This window comes from Nostoc sp. (genome assembly GCF_036917465.1).
GTDB lineage: Bacteria > Cyanobacteriota > Cyanobacteriia > Cyanobacteriales > Nostocaceae > Nostoc.
This window is the reverse complement of record NZ_JBALDL010000041.1, coordinates 78,870-98,188: the sequence shown is the minus strand read 5'-3', so window position 1 is coordinate 98,188 and position 19,319 is coordinate 78,870. Positions and strand designations below refer to the sequence as shown.

16 protein-coding genes are annotated in these 19,319 nt (G+C 40.2%); 6 read left to right on the top strand and 10 right to left on the bottom strand.

The window, feature by feature from the left end:
- Window positions 1-467 precede the first annotated feature (467 nt).
- Window positions 468-3,119, top strand: a complete 2,652-nt coding sequence (locus V7K38_RS08265; protein ID WP_334856924.1) for a PAS domain S-box protein — start codon at window positions 468-470, stop codon at window positions 3,117-3,119.
- 235 nt (window positions 3,120-3,354) lie between these two features.
- Here the strand turns inward: V7K38_RS08265 and obgE are convergent, their stop codons facing one another.
- Together obgE and V7K38_RS08255 are read right to left on the bottom strand one after the other, a co-directional pair.
- Window positions 3,355-4,383 carry a GTPase ObgE gene (gene obgE, locus V7K38_RS08260; RefSeq protein WP_334856923.1) on the bottom strand — a complete coding sequence of 343 codons (1,029 nt, stop codon included), beginning with the start codon at window positions 4,381-4,383 and terminating at the stop codon, window positions 3,355-3,357.
- A 74-nt stretch (window positions 4,384-4,457) separates the two neighbouring features.
- Window positions 4,458-5,135: a Mo-dependent nitrogenase C-terminal domain-containing protein gene (locus tag V7K38_RS08255; protein ID WP_334856921.1), complete on the bottom strand. Its 678-nt coding sequence runs from the start codon at window positions 5,133-5,135 to the stop codon at window positions 4,458-4,460.
- A 299-nt stretch (window positions 5,136-5,434) separates the two neighbouring features.
- Between V7K38_RS08255 and V7K38_RS08250 the strand changes: the two genes are divergently transcribed.
- From V7K38_RS08250 to V7K38_RS08240, 3 genes are all read left to right on the top strand, one after another.
- Entirely contained in the window at window positions 5,435-6,535 is a 1,101-nt protein-coding gene (locus V7K38_RS08250) for a glutamate--cysteine ligase (RefSeq protein ID WP_334856920.1), read from the top strand.
- A gap of 540 nt (window positions 6,536-7,075) precedes the next feature.
- Window positions 7,076-7,432: a hypothetical protein gene (locus V7K38_RS08245; RefSeq protein WP_334856918.1), complete on the top strand. Its 357-nt coding sequence runs from the start codon at window positions 7,076-7,078 to the stop codon at window positions 7,430-7,432.
- A 365-nt stretch (window positions 7,433-7,797) separates the two neighbouring features.
- Complete coding sequence (locus tag V7K38_RS08240) at window positions 7,798-8,337, top strand: Dps family protein (protein WP_334856917.1); 540 nt, start codon at window positions 7,798-7,800, stop codon at window positions 8,335-8,337.
- Between the two features lie 276 nt (window positions 8,338-8,613).
- Here the strand turns inward: V7K38_RS08240 and V7K38_RS08235 are convergent, their stop codons facing one another.
- Together V7K38_RS08235 and V7K38_RS08230 are read right to left on the bottom strand one after the other, a co-directional pair.
- Complete coding sequence (locus V7K38_RS08235; protein WP_334856915.1) at window positions 8,614-8,751, bottom strand: hypothetical protein; 138 nt, start codon at window positions 8,749-8,751, stop codon at window positions 8,614-8,616.
- A gap of 174 nt (window positions 8,752-8,925) precedes the next feature.
- A complete protein-coding gene (locus V7K38_RS08230) occupies window positions 8,926-9,141 on the bottom strand; it encodes a hypothetical protein (RefSeq protein ID WP_334856913.1) in 216 nt (71 codons plus the stop codon).
- Window positions 9,142-9,543: 402 nt separating this feature from the next.
- Here V7K38_RS08230 and V7K38_RS08225 point away from each other — a divergent pair, with 402 nt between their 5' ends.
- The gene (locus tag V7K38_RS08225; RefSeq protein WP_334856911.1) at window positions 9,544-10,593 is read left to right on the top strand and encodes an adenosine deaminase; all 1,050 of its coding nucleotides are present in this window, start codon (window positions 9,544-9,546) and stop codon (window positions 10,591-10,593) included.
- Window positions 10,594-10,898: 305 nt separating this feature from the next.
- A complete protein-coding gene (mutL, locus tag V7K38_RS08220; protein WP_334856909.1) occupies window positions 10,899-12,602 on the top strand; it encodes a DNA mismatch repair endonuclease MutL in 1,704 nt (567 codons plus the stop codon).
- A 546-nt stretch (window positions 12,603-13,148) separates the two neighbouring features.
- On the opposite strand, the gene V7K38_RS08215 is transcribed toward mutL, so the two are convergent.
- From V7K38_RS08215 to V7K38_RS08190, 6 genes are all read right to left on the bottom strand, one after another.
- The gene (locus V7K38_RS08215) at window positions 13,149-13,511 is read right to left on the bottom strand and encodes a hypothetical protein (protein WP_334856907.1); all 363 of its coding nucleotides are present in this window, start codon (window positions 13,509-13,511) and stop codon (window positions 13,149-13,151) included.
- A gap of 659 nt (window positions 13,512-14,170) precedes the next feature.
- On the bottom strand, window positions 14,171-14,722 hold the full coding sequence (locus V7K38_RS08210; RefSeq protein WP_334856906.1) for a Uma2 family endonuclease: 552 nt from the start codon (window positions 14,720-14,722) through the stop codon (window positions 14,171-14,173).
- Window positions 14,723-15,067: 345 nt separating this feature from the next.
- Window positions 15,068-15,250 carry a CsbD family protein gene (locus V7K38_RS08205; protein WP_094343285.1) on the bottom strand — a complete coding sequence of 61 codons (183 nt, stop codon included), beginning with the start codon at window positions 15,248-15,250 and terminating at the stop codon, window positions 15,068-15,070.
- Between the two features lie 485 nt (window positions 15,251-15,735).
- Window positions 15,736-16,971: a DUF445 domain-containing protein gene (locus V7K38_RS08200; RefSeq protein WP_334856903.1), complete on the bottom strand. Its 1,236-nt coding sequence runs from the start codon at window positions 16,969-16,971 to the stop codon at window positions 15,736-15,738.
- 139 nt (window positions 16,972-17,110) lie between these two features.
- Window positions 17,111-17,815 carry a bifunctional demethylmenaquinone methyltransferase/2-methoxy-6-polyprenyl-1,4-benzoquinol methylase UbiE gene (ubiE, locus tag V7K38_RS08195; protein ID WP_334856902.1) on the bottom strand — a complete coding sequence of 235 codons (705 nt, stop codon included), beginning with the start codon at window positions 17,813-17,815 and terminating at the stop codon, window positions 17,111-17,113.
- Window positions 17,816-17,878: 63 nt separating this feature from the next.
- The gene (locus V7K38_RS08190; RefSeq protein ID WP_334856900.1) at window positions 17,879-18,835 is read right to left on the bottom strand and encodes a response regulator; all 957 of its coding nucleotides are present in this window, start codon (window positions 18,833-18,835) and stop codon (window positions 17,879-17,881) included.
- Window positions 18,836-19,319: the final 484 nt, after the last annotated feature.

The following is a 19,319-nucleotide window of genomic DNA, read 5'->3' as shown; positions in this document are numbered from 1 at the left end:
TACCAGTAAGCAAGGCTTATAAGCTTTTGTATAAATTCTGCAACTTCCAAAAACCACACCACAGATGATGAGTGCGTTGGCGTAGCCCGCCTCCGGCATCGCGTAGTACAGCACGGCGGAAATAAGCCAACCTTATGAAATGTCTAAAACCCTTACGCAATATGAATTACGAATTACGCGATCGCGCAGCGTCTCGTAGAGAAGCGGTACTAGTCCCCAATCCCCTGAAAACCCTCAAAATTAAAGATTGATTTGGTTGTTGCATCATTACTCATTATTTAGTCTGGGAATAATAAATACAATTATCCTGACACGCACAGAGCTAAATAAACCTGCCCTCGACAAATCTCACCTTGGCTTGAGCTTCTATTCAAGTCTATCCCTCTCCGACTCGGAGAAAGACGATTTTTCCTAGTAAAACCAGGGAGAGGTTTCTTTATTACTTAATTTTAGAGATAAATTCCAGTATGGACAATCCTAGATTCCTAAATAACCCGGCACAAAAACACAACACGCAGCAACAAAACTTCTCCCTGATATTTCTGCATCAGATGGTCAATGCCATCTCTGACCCCATTTTTGTTAAAGACCGTCAACATTGCTGGGTATTACTTAACGATACCTACTGTGATTTTGTCGGTCATAGCCGAGAAGAATTAATTGGCAAATCAGACTATGACTTTTTTCCTCAAGCAGAAGCTGATGTGTTTTGGAAAAAAGATGAGCTAGTTTTCACCACAAATATTACTAATGAGAACCAGGAACTTTTGACCGATGCTCAGGGTATAACTCATCTCATCTCTACCAAAAAGTCTTGCTTTGAAGATGAGACTGGTAATAAATTTCTAGTGGGTAGTATTCGAGACATCATTTTACAGCGTGAAGCCGATAAATTTCTCGGTGCGACTGACACAGTTACCAAGATTACCGATCTTATGCAAACCTCTGAGGCACTTGAAGAAACCTTAGAAGAACTCCAGGTAGTCAAAGAAGAACTACGCCAGCAAGCAGAGTCAGATTTACACCGCATTAATGCTGTACTGCAAGCTCAACAAGAAGCTTCCATCGATGGAATTCTGATTATTGATGAAAATCGTACAGTGACATCATTCAATCATAAATTCTCTCAGTTATGGCAAATACCTGCGTCAGTTCTCCAAACACACGACGATCGGCAACTCCTGGAATGGGTACTAGACAAACTAGTAAATCCAGAAGAATTTTTCACTAAGGTAGAGTATCTTTACCAGCATCCAGAAAAAAGCAGCCATGATGAAATTTTCCTGAAGTCTGGAAAGATTTTTGAACGCTATTCTGCACCGGTGCGTAAACACCAAGGATCTTGTGATGAGATATCTCTTTTAGGAGACTATTACGGTAGAATTTGGTATTTTCGGGACATTACCGAATACAAGCAAGCAGAAGCAGAACTTAGGGCTTCACAGCAAAGACTGGTATTGCTGATTGAACAAACGCCTTTAGCCATTATTGAATGGAATACGAAGTTTGAAGTTCAGACATGGAATCGGGCAGCAGAAGGAATGTTTGGATACACCACAGAGGAAATGTTGGGCAATGGTTTTGAGATACTAGTACCTCAAAACGCCAGAAAGCACGTAAATGAGATTCTCACCGCTCTGCTAGCACAACGTGGAGGAAGTTTTAGTGTCAACGAGAACATCACTAAAGATGGCAGGATAATGGTTTGTGAGTGGTATAACAACCCGTTAGTAGCTCCTGATGGCCAGGTAATTGGCGTTGCCTCAATGGTGTTAGACATCACAGAACGCAAACAAGCCGAAGAGGAACAGCAAAAATTTGTAGCGTTGGTTGAAAACAGTAGTGACTTTATTGGCATTTCTTCAATGGAAGCGCAAGTTGTTTATGTAAATCCTGCCGGACTCAAGATGGTGGGACTTAGTAGCCTGGAAGCAGCCAAAGCCAAGTCAGTGACTGATTTTCATTCACCACAAGCTTTTGCAGAGTTCCACCAACAAATTATGCCTTTGATGTCTCAACATGGTTTTTGGCAAGGTGAGTTTCGCCATCAACATTTTCAAACTGGCATAGAAATTCCGACTGATTGCAGCCTGTTTATGGTTAAACATCCTGAAACAGGAGAGCCTTTTTGTCAGGTAGCTGTTGCTAGGGACATCACAGAACGCAAACAAGCCAAGGAAGCCTTGCTAAAGTCGGAAGCGCAACTACGACAGCAAGCCGAAGAACTTAAAGAAGCACTCCACGAACTTCAACACACTCAGACTCAGTTAATTCAAAGTGAAAAGATGTCCAGCTTGGGTCAACTAGTCGCAGGAGTGGCACACGAAATCAACAATCCAGTCAATTTTATTTATGGCAACCTTAGCCCTGCCCAGGAATACACTCAAGATTTACTTTCACTTTTGCAACTCTACCAAAGTCATTATCCTGAACCTATGCCAGAAATTGAGGATTTTGTAGAACGAATCGAACTAGACTTTTTGAAATCAGATTTGCCACAAATAATCAACTCGATGAAAGTTGGGGCAGTCCGCATTCGAGAGATTGTGCTTTCCTTGCGAACTTTTTCGCGCTTGGATGAAGCCGAAATGAAAGCTGTTAATATCCATGAGGGAATCGATAGTACTTTGATGATTTTGCAAAGCCGCTTCAAAGGTAATGACCAACGTCCAACAATTGAAATAATCAAAGAATACGACAAACTACCTCTAATTGAATGTTATGCTGGGCAGCTAAACCAAGTATTCATGAATATTTTGTCAAATGCGATCGATGCTTTAGAAGAGAGAGTAGAGAGTGGGAGTGAGGGAGACAAGGAGAATAACCAGTGCCTAATTCCGAAAATTAGCATTTGCACTCAACTACAAGAGCCAAATCAGGTAACAATTAAGATTACCGATAATGGATTGGGAATACCAGAAGATTTGAAGAAACAACTATTTAACCCCTTCTTTACCACAAAGCCCATCGGCAAAGGAACAGGGATGGGACTTGCCATTAGCTACCAGATAATTACAGAAAGACATCGTGGTTCCTTAGAATGTATTTCGCAGCCAGGACAAGGTGCTGAGTTTGTGATTAAGATTCCCCTGATTCAAGATAGTCAATATAATTCGTAATTCGTAATTTTAAGAATTTTATTCTATTAAGGCTTATAAAGGTTACAAAACAATTATATTGTGTCTCAACGTAAATACACAGTTTTAGGTTTTTATTAATCATTATTTGATAATAATAGAGCCTTTCTGTAGAGGCAATTAATCAATTGCCCCTACAATAGATGTTGTTTTTCAAATCATCTGTATTTGCTCTTTACTATCAATTAACTAGTAATTACAAATTATGAATTACGAATTATCTCAATGCCTCCACTTCTTGGGGAACCTTCATTTGGTCGAGAATTCCCCAAATTTCTTGTAACATCGGCTCTAAGCCGGTGCGAGTAACTGCTGAAATTACAAAAACCGGAGCGTAGGACAGATGATTAAGTTGAATAGCTAACGCCTCCAAATCGACAGTTTCCCGGTCGACTGCATCAATTTTATTCAGTGCTAAAATTTGCGGACGTTCTGCTAAACCCCGCCCATAGGCTTGTAATTCTTCCTTAATTGTGTTGTAATCTCCAATCACATTATCACTAGTGGCATCAATCAAGTGAAGTAGCACTCGCGTGCGCTCAATATGGCGCAAGAAATCATGCCCTAATCCAGCCCCCTGAGATGCTCCCTCAATTAGTCCGGGGATGTCGGCGAAAACAGTACCATCGCCAGTAGGTTTTCGCACTACACCCAAATTGGGGATCAGGGTAGTAAAGGGGTAGTCGGCAATTTTTGGACGTGCAGCTGATAAAGATGAAATTAAAGTAGATTTACCAGCATTTGGTAAGCCAATAATCCCTACTTCTGCTAAAAGTTTTAATTCTAGGCGTAGCTGCTTGATTTCCCCTGGTAATCCTGGGAGGGCGTATTCTGGGGCGCGGTTACGGTTACTCAAAAAATGCTGATTTCCTAGTCCACCTTTACCACCTTGAGCAATCAGCAGACTTTGCTGAGGCTCAATTAAATCCCCTAGTAATTCGCCAGTTCCAGCATCATAAATGGTTGTACCACAAGGAACTTCGATGATTAAATCCTTTCCTCCTGCTCCAGTGCAGTTACTTGGCCCACCACGAGTTCCTTTTTCTGCCTGAAAGCGATGGTTATATCTGAAGTCCAGCAAGGTTTGTAGGTTTTCGTCGGCAACGAAAAATACTGAACCGCCTCGTCCTCCATTACCACCAGAGGGGCCACCAGTCGGCACGTATTTCTCTCGCCGGAAGGCGACAATACCATCGCCGCCCTTACCAGCTTCAACTTCAATTTTTGCTTGATCGATAAATTGCATACTTAAATAATAATGAGAAGTGAGGAGTGAGGAGTTAAAAATTATAACTCCTTACTCCTCACTCCTAACTCTAACTAAATATATGGTGAAACATCTTCACCGCATTTATCTGCTAGATAAGAGAGGGCGCGGAAACGTAAGCCCACTAGTTGCTCATACAAGGGGTTAATTTTACACATCGGCGGGATGTGGACAATCTTGCGTCCAAATAGAGTGACATCTCGCTCAAAAGGACACTGAGAGGGAATCATTTTACACAAAAAGCGGGCTACTCTTGGATCTTGGATATCTAGCCCATCCAGCCAGTCACGTAGGGGGTGTAGTGCATTAATTTGACGCTTTGTAAGTCCAGGGCTGGCGATCGCAGGGGCAAGTTGCTGTGGGTGTTCTAGGGTCTGGCGAAGGGCTTCTAGTAAATTCTCTGGCTGTTCTAAGGCTTGGCAGAACTGATGTAGGACTTGATCTTCGCTGGGAGAATAAGTGCCATCTGCGATCGCTACCATCACTGCTGTCCTTAAGAAATTTTCTGCGGCGGGTGTAGCTTTACCCAACACTGCGGCTAATTCCTCTGGCGTAATTACCTCTAGTGAGTCCCATTTAATCTTAGGAGCTAATTCATTTTTGGTGATGTTGGTTATTAATTCCTGTTCTTGGGCATCAAAATTACCATCTGCCCAAGCAATGGTAAGCAGTCCACGCAACCAAGCGGCAATCTGTTCGCTGCTGTAGGGGGATTGAACGGTACTTGTCATAAACATCACGTCTGGTAGCTTTCCTCAATCACTACTAAGCTACCCTACCCAGCCACTAGGAAGATAGTAGGGACAGTAGAGAAAATAAATTAGAGAAGTTTTAAAATCGCAAAAGTCGAACTTAGGGTAAAATCCATTTATACCATTATTTATTGAGAATTTTTATATTTAAAAGGAATTTTAGAGGATCTCAAATATTCGTACTACGTCTCTTTAATAGCTCTGAATAAAGCGTATTTTATTTTTGGAAATATCTATTAGGTGGATTAGGTTAACTCTCAGCAATTAAGGTATTAATAATGTTTTTCTTTGGCATTGAGCATGAAGTTGCTTTCCTAAACAAGGAAGGAAAGTTTGCTGATTTTTCCCACACGAAATTTGCTGATTTTAATCAAATTATTGAAAAGCTACCCACATATCCCAGCGACTATCCTCAACTGCGCGTAGGTGATGCGGGTATTAAAATGAAAAGATGGTACATTGAGGGATTTGAAAGATTTGCAAATTCAGATGAAGTGATTGACTGTCATGTTAAAGGTATTGAAATTAGAACAACTATACATTCTGATATTCAAGGCGCTATTACAGAATTATCAGCAAGTTTTCAGTTGCTACGTGAGGTTGCTGCTAACTTTGGTTTATCACCAGTTTTGGTCAGTTTTAATCCCTACAATCCAGCTTTTGAGCCTCAACCCCCATTAAATGATTATGAAATTAAACAGCTAGAGGCTTATCCTGACGAACAAACTGCTAATATTCACATGGTGTCTTATGGGCCAGATTTAAATATTTCAGTGGCAGATTTATCTACTAAGGCTGTGATTGATATTGGTAAAAAGTTAACTTATTACAGTCCCTATATCGTTCCTTTTAGTTATAGTTCCCCTTTTTATAAAGGAGGTTTATGGGATGGGTTATCAGTAAGAACATTTATCAGAACCGGAAAAAGATCAGCAGCCTTAGTTTTTATTCAGAAAGAGGAAGAACTAATTGATAGCATACCTTCCTTAACAAAACTTGCCCGCATTCCGGCTGAAGTGGGACGCATTGAATTTAAGGCTTGTGATAGTTGCGATAATTTTTTAATCTATGCAGCTTTGCTGACTTTATTAAAAGGTTTAGTGTTAGATGAAACTTTACTGGGTAGAGTAACCGTACCCGATGCAGGATTACATCAAATTTCTGCAAAAGAAGGTTTTGACAACGAGGGTATTTTTGAGAATGCGACAAAAGTCTTGCAAGCAGCTGAAGTTGCTTTGGGAGATGACCCAGATGTTCAGTATTTAACACCGTTAAAAGTGCTGTTGGCGAACCGAAAAACTAGATCCCATGAATTAATAGAAATGTTTCATTATGGAAGTTCAATAGAAGAGGTAATAAGGCAGACTTATCAGTTTTAAAGAAAAGATTTACTTTCCACCTTAAAAAGGCAGAATTTTCATATAAATTTATACTTTACAAAGATCCTCTAAAGTGCATAGTCCCGAAAGTGCTTTAATTGGATAAAATCGAGCTAACTGAATATAAATACTAGAGTCATTAAAATCTCACAACTATATTAAGTAAGTCGATATATCTAGAGACTGATTTTATTACAACCATAGATAGAGGAAAGTTCATTCTAGAGATTGATGCAGGCTTTAGCATTTTCCAAGTACAAGTAGAAATAGCGAACCTTGAGAGAATAATGTCAATATTGAATGTAATAGTTTTGCTACAGAATTAAGGTGGTATATGCCTATTATGCCTTGCTAATTCGATGCATAAATACAAATACATACATACAACAATTTCTTTGTCAGGTTCGTTTTACAAGAACTTCCAGATTGAAGCGTAGCTTGCTAGTTTTATTCCTGCTCAAATTTGCCAAATTTAAAGTATAAGCTTCCGCTCTCTCACTGAAAGTTCTGCGTTGTTCAAGCTGTTATTGAGGATTTCAAATGAAGATTGTTGCTTCTGTTTTATCTATCTTAAGCCCAGTACGTTTTTTGGTGGTGGCCTTTACTTGCGCCATACTATTGTTATCTAACGCTTTTCCTGCTTTTGCAATCGATAGCTATCAAAGCGATCCTACCGAAGGTACTACACAACTGCTTGACATTCAAAGCAAAACTGACCAAGCTGCGAAAGAACCACCACAAGGTTTAAAAAAGGTTCAAAAGGAGTCTAACGAAGGACTAAATGAAGTTCAGGGAGCGGCTGATATTGATAAGCAGAAGCGTCCAGAAAATTCCCAGAGTGCAAGAACTGTGGAAGAAAATATAAAGAATGTATTGGAAAAAGTTACGGGTAAGTAACTAAATTAATAGTTCTGTTAATTTTTTGGTAGTAAAGGGTGATTGCATAAAAGCAATCACCCTTTACTAATGTTAATCTGGCAAATTGAATTAATTATCAAATTGAGTAAAACTGCCTTTAGATAGTTTTAATATAAATTGACTATAATTCTTATTTATATTTATTTAATATTTTATATTTGGAACTTAAAAAACAATAAAGTTCACTAAATACTAGATTATTGGCATAATACTACCTATTAAGACATAGGCATAATTACGAATTGGCGAATTAATTTAAGCTCATAATGTTTCCTTTGGTTGATGTGGAATGTATATGGAATTTGAGAGATTAGTGAATAAGTTTGCTTAGGGATGGAAAAACAATGCGTGCGATAAACATTGGTTTGACTGAAGAACAGCGTCAAGGTGTAATTAATCTGTTAAATCAAGATTTGGCAGATGCCTATCTACTGTTGGTAAAAACCAAAAAGTATCACTGGGATGTCGTTGGCCCTCAGTTCCGCTCTTTGCACCAGCTTTGGGAAGAACACTACCAAAAACTCACTCTAAATATTGATGCCTTGGCAGAGCGGACTCGTGCTTTGGGCGGTTATCCAGTTGGTACAATGGAAGGATTTCTCAAGCTTGCTACTCTTAAGGAACATGCTGGTAATGTTCCTACAGCAACGGGGATGGTAGCTAATCTAGTGCAAGACCACGAGCAGGTTATTCGTAATTTAAGAGACCATGTGGATCAGTCTGGCGACAAATTTCACGATCAAGGTACTGCTGACTTTTTGACTGGACTGCTAGAACAGCATGAGGAAATAGCTTGGATGCTGCGTTCATTTATTGAAGGGGAAGCATTAGATCCAGATGGTAAACAGCCAGCATCTGGGGCTAAGACTCCTGTAGGTGTATAGCTTATAACTTCTGAGTTGAGGATAACTGTCTGTGAAACCAGTTAAAAGGAGGATTGATTCCTCCTTTTAATTTGCGTGAAAGAATTAATTTCTTTGCATCTACCTTTCACCATATTCATTGCAAAAACAACATCATACAAGGAGTATTTAAGTGGCAGAAGTATATAAAGCAGAACGTACCATTTCTGCTGTATATTCTTTTGACGTTTTGTTACCACTCTTTTACTTTCCTTTTGACTTGTACTTAGGACTTACGCCAAAGTACACACAATAGGCTTAATATCCTGCGGGTTCGCCTTTGGTGTTTTCGGAGAGTAGCCGCTTTGCCTCTAGATGAATCACCTTAAGAAGAAAATCTTTCTTTTTAGCTATTCTTTGCATAACTCCTAATACTAATTCTCTATGAAGATGCATAGAGTAGTCCTAAATATTTTATGAAAAGTTAAATCCCCAACTTATCGAAGAAGTCAGGGATTGGGATAATATAAATTTTCCCAGATTCGTATTTACAATCGCACTTTTAACAAAAACTAAATCCAGCTTACAGCTGCACAATTACTAGAGATATTTTTGAAATTTAATGCTGCCTTAATTTTCGTTTACCAAATCAACTAAGGCGTTCGACCGGAAGCGCACTATAGATGAAACTGAGCAACCGCGATAATTCTCAGAGGTGAATACTGATAGTGTGATATTAGCTTGACCAGGATCTAAGATGCGTTTTACCTTGCAGGTTTGCATTTTGTTGTTGCAGTAAGCAATAATGCGATCGCCAGCCTTGACATCCAACGCTTGAATTTTCACTTAATATCAACCTCGCCCAAGATTTTGTGCAGCTAAAGAAAAATACATGACTATATTTCACTCGCTAGACAATTTAAATATTTATTTCAGTATAGCATAAAAACGAAGGGTTTTAAATGCTATCAATTTGATCTTAATAATGTCAAGTTGATTTATGCTCAAAACTCTATTACATGCGGGACTTTAAGAAAACAAGGATACTTGTAGCCCCTGTGTTACAGCGCGGCATAAATCCAGCTAGCATATCAATTAACAAGATTTGGGGCTTAACTATTTTTCTAATGGTAGGCAATCGCCATAGTTTACTAGAACATAAGCCTTTTGCTCTAAATTTTTTGGGTAGAGATTTTTACTTCTATGTTTTTGTTACAATTAGTGAAAATTATACCTAAAAGTATCACTATGGCTTTATATGCTGAATTACATAGACATCTGGGCGGTTCCGTTGTACCGCGAGTTCTATGGCGATATTTTGAGCGACATTCTTCGGAGTTGATTTCCCGCTTTGCTGACTATTCAGAATTTGAAGATTTTTATACTCGCCCACGCAACAGCCTAGATGAGTATCTAGAATTACATACCCTGGTAGAAAGTGTGCAAACTGTGGAGACTTTGCCTTACTTTATCTATCGCTTGGTGCGGGGTGCTTACATTTTTGAAAATTTGGCTTATTTGGAACTACGCTACACTCCCTATTTACGAACACCTGAGCATCTGAATCAATCACAGAGAATTGACAAGATGGCTGAAATTGTGAAAGTAGTAGGACTTGCTAGCCACCAGCCAGAACATCCGATTGTTACTAGCCAAATTCTTTGTATGCACACGCGCTTACCATACGAGGTGAACAAGGCGATTATAGATTTGGCGGCACAAAATAAGCAGTACGTCTGTGCAGTCGATGTAGCTGGCGGTGATAGCTATTATGCCGATCGCTTAGAAGAATGGATTAGCTTATATGATTATGCGCGATCGCTAGGCGTTAACACCACGGGACATCTATATGAAACCACCGCCGGTTGTTATCCCGAACTGTTACCCTATCTGATGCGAATCGGTCACGGTATCCAAATCCCCCTACTGTATCCAGAATTACTTAATGATGTCGCTAGACGCGGACAATGTTTAGAGATTTGCCCCACAACTTACATAAAAACTGGTACTTTACAAGATATCCGTCAACTCAAATTAGTTTTTGACCGTTGTTTTGATGCTGGGGTAGATATTGCTATCTGTACTGATAATGCTGGATTACATAATGTACGTCTACCGTTTGAGTATGAAAATCTCTTGACTTACGACATTATCAGTTTTGAACAACTACAAGCTTGTCAGGATGCAGCTTTCCGTCATGCTTTCGCTTGGCCTTACAGTGAACGTCCTGCATCTTTGTTGAACGATTTGCTCAAACCCGAACCACCGAAAGTTTTGGCAATTAGGGATAGTAATTAACGATCGCTTAGAGGTAACTAGAAAGTAAGGTAATTTAATGTTAATTAATGTTGAGTGTTGCGATCGCTGATTTGTCTGATGCTTTAGAGAAAGCTGTAATGCACAATAGATATCTGGCAAAAACAATGCTTTAGAAATTAAACCACAGATGTACGCAGATTGTTCATCGGTGTTTATTTGTGGTTTATTTTTCGCTGGTTAGATTTTTTCTATAAGTTTAATGTGCAATACAAAAAAACCAGCAATGATCGAATAAATAGACTTAGATTGGTATGCTTGGGTTAAGTTTAAGCGCCAATACCTTTATGGCATCTACTATTCAAGCTCTACCAACAGAAGTCGTATATCTTATTACAGCTGGTGAAGTTATCGACTCCTTAGCTTCTGTGGTGCGGGAATTGGTAGAAAATTCCCTAGACGCAGGTGCAACGCGAATTGTGGTTTCTCTATGGCCGCAGCAATGGCGAATTCGCGTTGCAGACAATGGCTATGGAATGAACCTAGATGACTTGCAACAAGCAGCCACAGCCCACAGCACCAGTAAAATTCGCTCTAGTGCCGATTTATGGAAAATTAAAAGTTTGGGGTTTCGTGGTGAGGCGTTACATAGCTTAACAACTCTGGCAGATTTGGAAATTTTGAGTCGTCCTGTGGATGGAAAATTAGGATGGCGGATTAGCTATGGCGATGGTGGGGAAGTTATGCAAGTTGAAGTAACTGCGATCGCACCTGGTACAGTGGTGACAGTTTCTAATCTTTTCGGTAACTGCTCATCACGCCGTCAGGGATTACCCACAGTTGCACAGCAAATGAAAGCCGTGCAAGCCACAATTCAACAAATTGCCTTATGTCATCCCCATCTCACCTGGCAGATTTGGCAAAATGACCGTCAATGGTTCACCATCTCTCCGGCTAGAACAACTGGGCAACTCCTACCGCAGATTTTACCCCAGGTACGACAAGGTGATTTGCAAGAGGTGAAACTCCAACTCCCCAACCCTTGTACAGACGCGATGAATCGCGTCTGTCCTAACTCCTCACTAAATTTAGTGGTAGGATTACCCGATCGCATTCATCGTCATCGTCCAGATTGGGTACGTGTAGCCATTAACGGACGGATGGTTAAGACACCAGAACTAGAGCAAACGATATTATCAGCATTTCACAGAACATTACCACGCGATCGCTATCCAATTTGTTTCTTACATCTAGCCATTTCACCCGACCAAATTAACTGGAATCGCAATCCCGCAAAAACAGAAATTTACCTCAACGAAATCATTTATTGGCAAGAGCAAATTACCCAAGCAATTAACCAAGCACTTAGCATATCTTCTAACAATCTCAAAGAAGCTGTTCACACAACACGAGTTAGTAAATTACTCAAAGCCGCAGAAGCCAAAGGCGGCTACAACTTCAATCCTAAAACTCCTAACTCTTGTACAGACGCGATTAATCGCGTCTCTCCTAACTCTTTAAAAGCTGTTGCTCAAGTTAGCAACACCTATATTGTCGCTGAACATTCAGGTGGTATGTGGTTGGTAGAACAGCATATTGCTCATGAGCGAGTTTTATATGAGCAATTGTGTGATGATTGGCAACTTGTCCCCGTTGAACCAGCAATTATTCTTTATCAATTGTCCCCAGCGCAAGTATCGCAACTGCAACGCATCGGTTTAGAAATAGAACCTTTTGGCGAGCAACTTTGGGCTGTCCGAAACATACCTGCACCTTTGCAACAGCGAGACGACTGTGCAGAAGCAATTTTAGAGCTTAGTTGGGGAGGTGATTTACAAACCGCTCAAGTAGCTGTCGCCTGTCGCAGTGCCATTCGTAATGGTACACCCATGAACCAAGAAGAAATGCAGACGCTTTTAGATAATTGGCAACATACTCGCAACCCTCGCACCTGTCCCCACGGACGACCAATTTATTTATCTTTAGAAGAATCAGCTTTAGCCCGATTTTTCCGGCGTAATTGGGTAATTGGTAAAAGTCATGGAATTTGATGTTTTCAGTAATGCCAATACTAGACCTGTTGCAAAAGTGGACATTAACTAATTCTTTGTCACAATCATGAACTGCGGCACTGTTGGATTTTCTTATTTTATTGGTATGCATTTCAAAAATAGGTTGTTTCAGGCTTTTATTAATTATTATTTAGTGGTAAATATACCTACAATGTAGGGACACAGCAGTGCTGTGCCCTTACAACAGATATAGTTTTTCAAAACATTCATATTTAGTATTTTATGTCAATGCGTAATATCATGTCCGCTTGATTGCTTAACAATCACAAATCTTCCGCTTTTTTAAACTGTTTCAAAACTTGCTCATATTCCTTTACCTCCGCTTTTAACTCCTTGGCATTTTCCCCAGAGCCTTTTGATCCCCCCAACCCCCCGATAAATTGGGGGGCAAAAGTCTCTTAAAGTCCCCCAATTTATCGGGGGATTTAGGGGGATCTCCAACGATTTTGGGTTTGTACAGAGATGTGTGTACACCGTAGCCCCAATATATCGGGGAGGGTTAGGGTGGGGTAAAACCCAGATTTATCAAGCAACAGCGTCTTGCTTAAGCTTTCGTACCGGACGCTTGCGTTCGCTTCGACGAACGCCCCCTGCCATTTCGTACTCATCGCTATTCTTGCCATACTTTGCAGCTACACTGAGTAACATGTGTTCTGTTAGTTCCATCAGCGACTTTTCGGCAAATTCTAAGGCTCCTTGAGTCATATCCACGGTGGAGAGGCTTGAGTTATAAGCTTCTAACTTGTCTTGCGTTGTTTTGATGACGGCTGCAAAGGACTCAATTGTTACCCCATTCCCTAAGTCTAAGGTGGGATTGATCGATTTCAAAGCCGCAATCCGACGCTGCGCTCTATCAATTACTTTAGACCCGCGTTTTGGGCGTGACATAAATCACTTTCCTATTATTAATAATGCGCCAGGATAAAAACTGACTTCTACCCTGGACTGTACAGCACTACGATAAACAGAATTAGGGTTACTTGACAGCCGCATTATTCAGTATAAATTAATTAATTTATAACAAATATATTGAATAACTTTACGTATATTTCTGGAGATTGCCCGAATTCAATCAACGGCTGCCCGAATTCAATCAACAATTGCCCGAATTCAATCAACGGCTGCCTGAATTCAATCAACAACTGCCCGAATTAAATCAACAATTGCCCGAATTCAATCAACAATTGCCCGAATTCAATCAACAACTGCCCGAATTCAATATAGGAACTTAGCAAACTTGCTTTTATTAAATACAAAAGCGATGGCTTTGCCAACGCCTGCCGTATGATGCCCGTTCGCGGAGCGTCTCGTAGAGAAGGACTGTAGGGCGAACGCAAGGATTGAACTAGACATCTCCGAAAATTAATGCGACCCCTCTCCAAACCTCTCCCCGAAGCGGAGAGAGGCTTTAATTCCCCCTCCCTTTTGAAGGGGAGCGTCTGAGGTTTCCCCAAGTAGAGCAAGTGGCGTGCGTGGGGTATTAATAATTGCGAATTGCGTTAGGATAGCGGGGCGTAGCCCATTGGGAATTGTGAATTGTAATTACCTTAACTGTTAAGAATCCGTTCCACCGCAACAGAAATATCTGGAAATGCTAGGGGTTGAATTGTTCCCGCAGTGAATGTCAATTTTGTCGCATACTCTCCGTCTAAGATTTCTCGAAACACCACTAGGTGTAGCTTCTTGAGATTTACAACCCAATACTCTAAAATACCTGCTTCTGCGTAGATTTTGCTTTTTCTCTCTAAATCTTTTTCTAAACTGGAGTTAGCATACTCAATCAACCAGAAGATATTTGCTGGATAGGGATGATGCTCTCGATACTCGCGTCCTAAACGTTGGACAATGGCAATATCTGGCTCTGGTTCCGAGTCATTGGGTAAAATGATAGGCTTGGCTTGCCGGATTGTGGCACGCTTACCTAACAAATCCGCTAGATACTCTGCCGATTCATGACTACAATAAGCATGGGGTTCCCCTTCCGGCGACATTTCGACAATTTCTCCCTTAAGTAGTTCAACTTTGCGATCGCTTAAAATGCCAGCATCAATCATGCGGTGATATTCGTCAATCGTCCATTTCGCAACAATAAAAGTCATGACGATTGATTCCTCCCAATAATTCTTGATATTTTACCATTTTAAACAGACCTGAAAGGAAAAGACTAACGCATCTATAACCCTGAGTATCCCTGGTGTAATTGTTGCTGTAGTTGACGCAATAATTGCCATGTTCCTCTGGAACTTATTGGCTAATCATGCCAGTCATTAGTTGAATTAATTTGCTAAAAAAATCATGGTTAGAGCCAGTTTGTTACTAATTAAACTTTTACAGTTTTGTACACACACAAAAACCCCACTAGCTTTGAGTTAGTGGAGTAATTAATGTTCAACTATCAGGAGCAAATTATGGCTAATATTGCTATTTGTACTGTATAAGCAAAATTAGTCTACAACTTTCTTCACTTCATCTTTGATATTTTCTACAGTGTGAGTAACTTGAGCATCAGCTTGCTTTGCTTGTCCTTCAGCTTTATCTTGCGGATTACCAGTGATTTCACCCACAACCTCTTGGATTTTTCCTTCAATATTTTTTGCAGTAGCTTCTATTCTTTTTTCGATACTCATGGTTTTATTTCCTGCTTTTAGTTGAGGCAGCTATTACATAAACTAACAATAGTGTATTCTTTTCGACTTCTATCAACCGATAGAGTAATTTTGGAAATTATGTATCTTAAGATAGATGTGGGTTGCTACAGAGGTAAAATCTATGAATAGATCGTAAATGAACAAGCCTTCAAAATTAAGGAATGAGTTCCGAATAATTTGAGTTTTGAAAGGCGATCGCTGAATTTGACTTGCTTCAGAATATAGCTAATTTGCTACTATAATTCCATCGAATTTTATAGTCAGAAAGAAAATTAAGGTTCTTCAGTACCTGTTATGCCAAATTATTAGTTAAATATCAAAGCTAGACTTTAAAGTAAAGTTTAGAACCCTTAAGTCCCAAGAATTGCCTAAAATGTTAAAAACAATGCCTGTTTTTGTTGTGCAGCAATATTTTCAGCTTTTTAGCAGATTAATTTAGCATACTAAGTACTGAAGAGCCAAAATTAATATTGACTGACTATTAAAAACACTGTCTGCAATAACCCGATGACAAAACCCAAAACACCACCTAAAGTTACAATCGCCTGCAATTCATTTTTGACAATTCCCTCAATAGCAGCTTCTAATTCAGCCGGCGAAGTTGATTTCACGCGGTCAACTATCACTTGATCTATCGATAAAATCGGAATAGCCTGTGCCACAATTACTTCTAAATCTTTTTCCAAATACTTATCTAAAATTAGAGCCAACTCTTGACTCATAACTTCTAAAGAAGTACTGACAACAGGTGAAGTACTAAGACGATTCAGTAGAACTACAGCAATATTTTCCCAATCAACAGAATCAGTTAATCCTTGTAAAAAATCGCTGCCACTGTTTTGTAGGTAATGACGAACACTTTCGCGGGTAGTCTTTTGCAGTTGGCGCACCGTACCCATTGGCAAGTTTTGTAATGATAAATTTTGCAGTAATTTCTTGATGCGATCGCGCATCTGCAAACCTTGAGTCAATTCCTCCAAGCGACTATTTGCAGCCTCTTTTTCATCTAAGCAAAAAGTCCGTAACCTTGTCAGAGTATTACGTAAGCCAAACAAATTTGCTACTACCCAATAAGTACCACTGGTTTTTTCGCGGAAGCCTTCATCAATAATTTGAATGGTGCGATCGGTCAAAAAATCAACTATCGCTTGGCGCAGCAGATCCGGCGGTAAAACTACTTCAAATAACCAATCAACAAGCCTTGTAGCTTGTTCTTCACTTAGTTGAAATTCCAGTAATATCTGGTCAAAAATTTGATTGATCTGCACTTCCAAAAAGTCTTCACGTCGCGCTAAAACCTTGAGCAACCGTGGTAAGGATTCCCCTAGCAAATCCCGCAAAATTCCCGCTATAATTTTGACACTTTTTTGGTTATTATCTGTTTTGATTTGTTCAATCGCCAGCCGCAACAACCAGAGAATTGCCGATTGTACTCGTTCTGTTTGCAACAAACGCCGTGCGAGATTTTGCAATTCTTGGGGTGTCAATAATGACCCCATGATTGTCTTAGAAATATTCAGAGCCAGACGTTCCTGGTTGCGAGGAATCAAACCAGGGGTAAAGGGTACTCTTCGTCCAGCAATATAAATTGCTCGGTAAGGACGGAACAACATTTTGATGGCTATATCATTTGTGAAATAGCCAATAATTCCACCCAGTACCGGGGGAGACACATAAAGCCAAAGATGAGACCAGTCCAAGGGAATAATTAAAAAATTTAGGAGTTAGAGACGCGATTAATCGCGTCTGTACAAGAGTTAGGAGTTAGGAGTTAAGAGTTAGAAATTAGGAATGATAAATTTTCAATGAGAATTTATCACTACTGATAATTCATGACTTTTAACTAATAACTCCTAACTTACTAAGCACTAGCACTCCCATCATACCGTTCACAATGGGGTAGTGTGTGGCAACAGCAAAACCAACTTGACGCGCTAACTCTACTTGCTCTTTGCCAATGGGGAAGCGGTCTAAGCTGGGACTAATATAAGCATATTCTTCTTTTAAGCCTAAATAATTGGCAACTGGTACTACAAAACCGTCCAGATACAACTGCTGAAAAGCACGTAGCTGAGGATTGCTCGGTCGATGAAAGTCTAAGATTGCGGCTTTAGCTCCCGGCTTCAAAACCCGATGTAACTCTTGGAGACTGCGGGAAATATCTTTAACATTTCTTAAACCATAGCCCATTGTTGCGGCATCAAATTGGTTATCCTCAAAGGGTAAATTTAGCACATCGGCTTCTATCCAGGCGATTGCAGGTTGGGGATACTGTCTTTGGGAGCGTAATGAAGCAGTTTCTAGCAGGTTGCAGGAAAAATCAACTCCATACACCTTTCCTGTTGCTCCCACACGCCTTGCCAAACGTAAAGCTAAATCACCACTACCGCAGCACAAATCTAATACAGTATCACCCGATTTAGCTGCACTCCATTTAACTGCCATTTCCTTCCAGATTCGATGCTGTCCCAAGCTTAACCAATCGTTTAATTGGTCATAAACTGGGGCAATACGGTTAAAAATGGACTGAATTTCGTTAGTCATTGGTCAATTAGTCATTGGTCATTTGTCAAGGATAAAGGACAAAGGACAAATGACTAATGAGAACTACACAGTAATTTTAGGGGAGTGACTACTAGTAAGAGCGATCGCTACTAGTTCGGCTAATAAATTAATTAGCATTAATTCATCGTCCCGCAAAGTGCAGGGTTGTTTCCACTGTAGCGACAACACGCCCAAAAGTTTATGACGGTAGCTAATTGGGATAACTAAATGTGCTTGCACACCCGTATTTTTGTAATGAATTGCATCAACTAAGTTAGTATCTTTAAGTACATTTAAGGAGACTTGCATTTGCCCAGTGGCGATCGCTTCTATTGTTAGTGGGTCAAGAGATAGCCAGTTTTCTATTGTACCTGTATCACTGTAAGTTCCTTGAGTCGCAACCAGATTATTTCCATCTGTAAGCTGGAGGATACAGCCTTCTGCCCCAAAAGTCTCACTCACAGCCTTAGCGATCGGGGCGAGAGTTTCCTCTAAGCTAGAAGCTGCTTGAGTTACCTGTACCAAAACACTCAGCAGCGCCATTTGAGCATGAGCGCGGCGTAATTCTTCTGTACGTTGTTTGAGCAAATCGTAGGTTTCTGCGGCTCTTTGCACCACTGCCTTCAGTTCCCCTGGATCCCAAGGCTTGGTAATATATTTGTAGACTTGCCCCGCATTAATTGCTTCTACCAAGTCTTCAATATCAGTAAATCCGGTGAGAATTATCCTGACCGTATCGGGAAACTGAGGTACAGTCTTACTCAGAAACTCAGTTCCTTTCATTTCTGGCATCCGTTGATCGGAGATAATCACCGCTACTTCCCCTTCTGCTGCCAAAACTTGTAGAGCATTCACCCCACTATCAGCTTTCAGAACATTAAAGTCGCGTCGAAATGTACGATAAAGCAAATCGAGGTTATCTGGCTCATCGTCAACTACCAAGATTTTGAGCTTTTTTGGTCGTTCTAGAGTCATCACTTGATATTGCAGTTTATCAATTTCGCCACTGGGCTTATCCATAAGATATTTCCTTTAAATATTCACTATCTTGTTATATTCCATACCAAGCTTAGTTGAGAATAGCCCAAATTTATCAAGGGTTTTTACGGGCTTAACTTGCATGTTTAAATACGTTATGCATGGGTAGTACAGAGGATATTTCGCTGTCCAAACATTTGAATTAGAAGAAAATGCACTGGAAAACCAACTAAATCAGCCTTATAGCTTCTGAGAAACCTCACCCTGGTTTTGCATAGCAAAACCTGTCCCTCTCCTTACTAAGGAGAGGGATGTCCTTTCTTGACAGGGTGAGGTTTTTCTTTTGTTTTGGGTAATTCGATGACTTGTGTGTAGACTGTAGCCTTAATAAGGGGAGGGAGAAAAACCCTGTGGGATAAGCGTTTGAGCTTACAGCTATTTTCAGGTAAATAGACCACGCGGTAGGGGCGCAAGACCTTGCGCCTTTACGACAGGTGTGGTTAAAATACATGAAAACTGCTGTAAG

What these genes read in the sequence shown, in the direction of transcription:
- V7K38_RS08265 (WP_334856924.1), top strand. Translation starts at nt 468, where the DNA reads ATGGACAATCCTAGATTCCTAAATAACCCGGCACAAAAACACAACACG.
- obgE (WP_334856923.1), bottom strand. Translation starts at nt 4,383, where the DNA reads ATGCAATTTATCGATCAAGCAAAAATTGAAGTTGAAGCTGGTAAGGGC.
- V7K38_RS08255 (WP_334856921.1), bottom strand. Translation starts at nt 5,135, where the DNA reads ATGACAAGTACCGTTCAATCCCCCTACAGCAGCGAACAGATTGCCGCT.
- V7K38_RS08250 (WP_334856920.1), top strand. Translation starts at nt 5,435, where the DNA reads ATGTTTTTCTTTGGCATTGAGCATGAAGTTGCTTTCCTAAACAAGGAA.
- V7K38_RS08245 (WP_334856918.1), top strand. Translation starts at nt 7,076, where the DNA reads ATGAAGATTGTTGCTTCTGTTTTATCTATCTTAAGCCCAGTACGTTTT.
- V7K38_RS08240 (WP_334856917.1), top strand. Translation starts at nt 7,798, where the DNA reads ATGCGTGCGATAAACATTGGTTTGACTGAAGAACAGCGTCAAGGTGTA.
- V7K38_RS08235 (WP_334856915.1), bottom strand. Translation starts at nt 8,751, where the DNA reads ATGCATCTTCATAGAGAATTAGTATTAGGAGTTATGCAAAGAATAGCT.
- V7K38_RS08225 (WP_334856911.1), top strand. Translation starts at nt 9,544, where the DNA reads ATGGCTTTATATGCTGAATTACATAGACATCTGGGCGGTTCCGTTGTA.
- mutL (WP_334856909.1), top strand. Translation starts at nt 10,899, where the DNA reads ATGGCATCTACTATTCAAGCTCTACCAACAGAAGTCGTATATCTTATT.
- V7K38_RS08215 (WP_334856907.1), bottom strand. Translation starts at nt 13,511, where the DNA reads ATGTCACGCCCAAAACGCGGGTCTAAAGTAATTGATAGAGCGCAGCGT.
- V7K38_RS08210 (WP_334856906.1), bottom strand. Translation starts at nt 14,722, where the DNA reads ATGACTTTTATTGTTGCGAAATGGACGATTGACGAATATCACCGCATG.
- V7K38_RS08205 (WP_094343285.1), bottom strand. Translation starts at nt 15,250, where the DNA reads ATGAGTATCGAAAAAAGAATAGAAGCTACTGCAAAAAATATTGAAGGA.
- ubiE (WP_334856902.1), bottom strand. Translation starts at nt 17,815, where the DNA reads ATGACTAACGAAATTCAGTCCATTTTTAACCGTATTGCCCCAGTTTAT.
- V7K38_RS08190 (WP_334856900.1), bottom strand. Translation starts at nt 18,835, where the DNA reads ATGGATAAGCCCAGTGGCGAAATTGATAAACTGCAATATCAAGTGATG.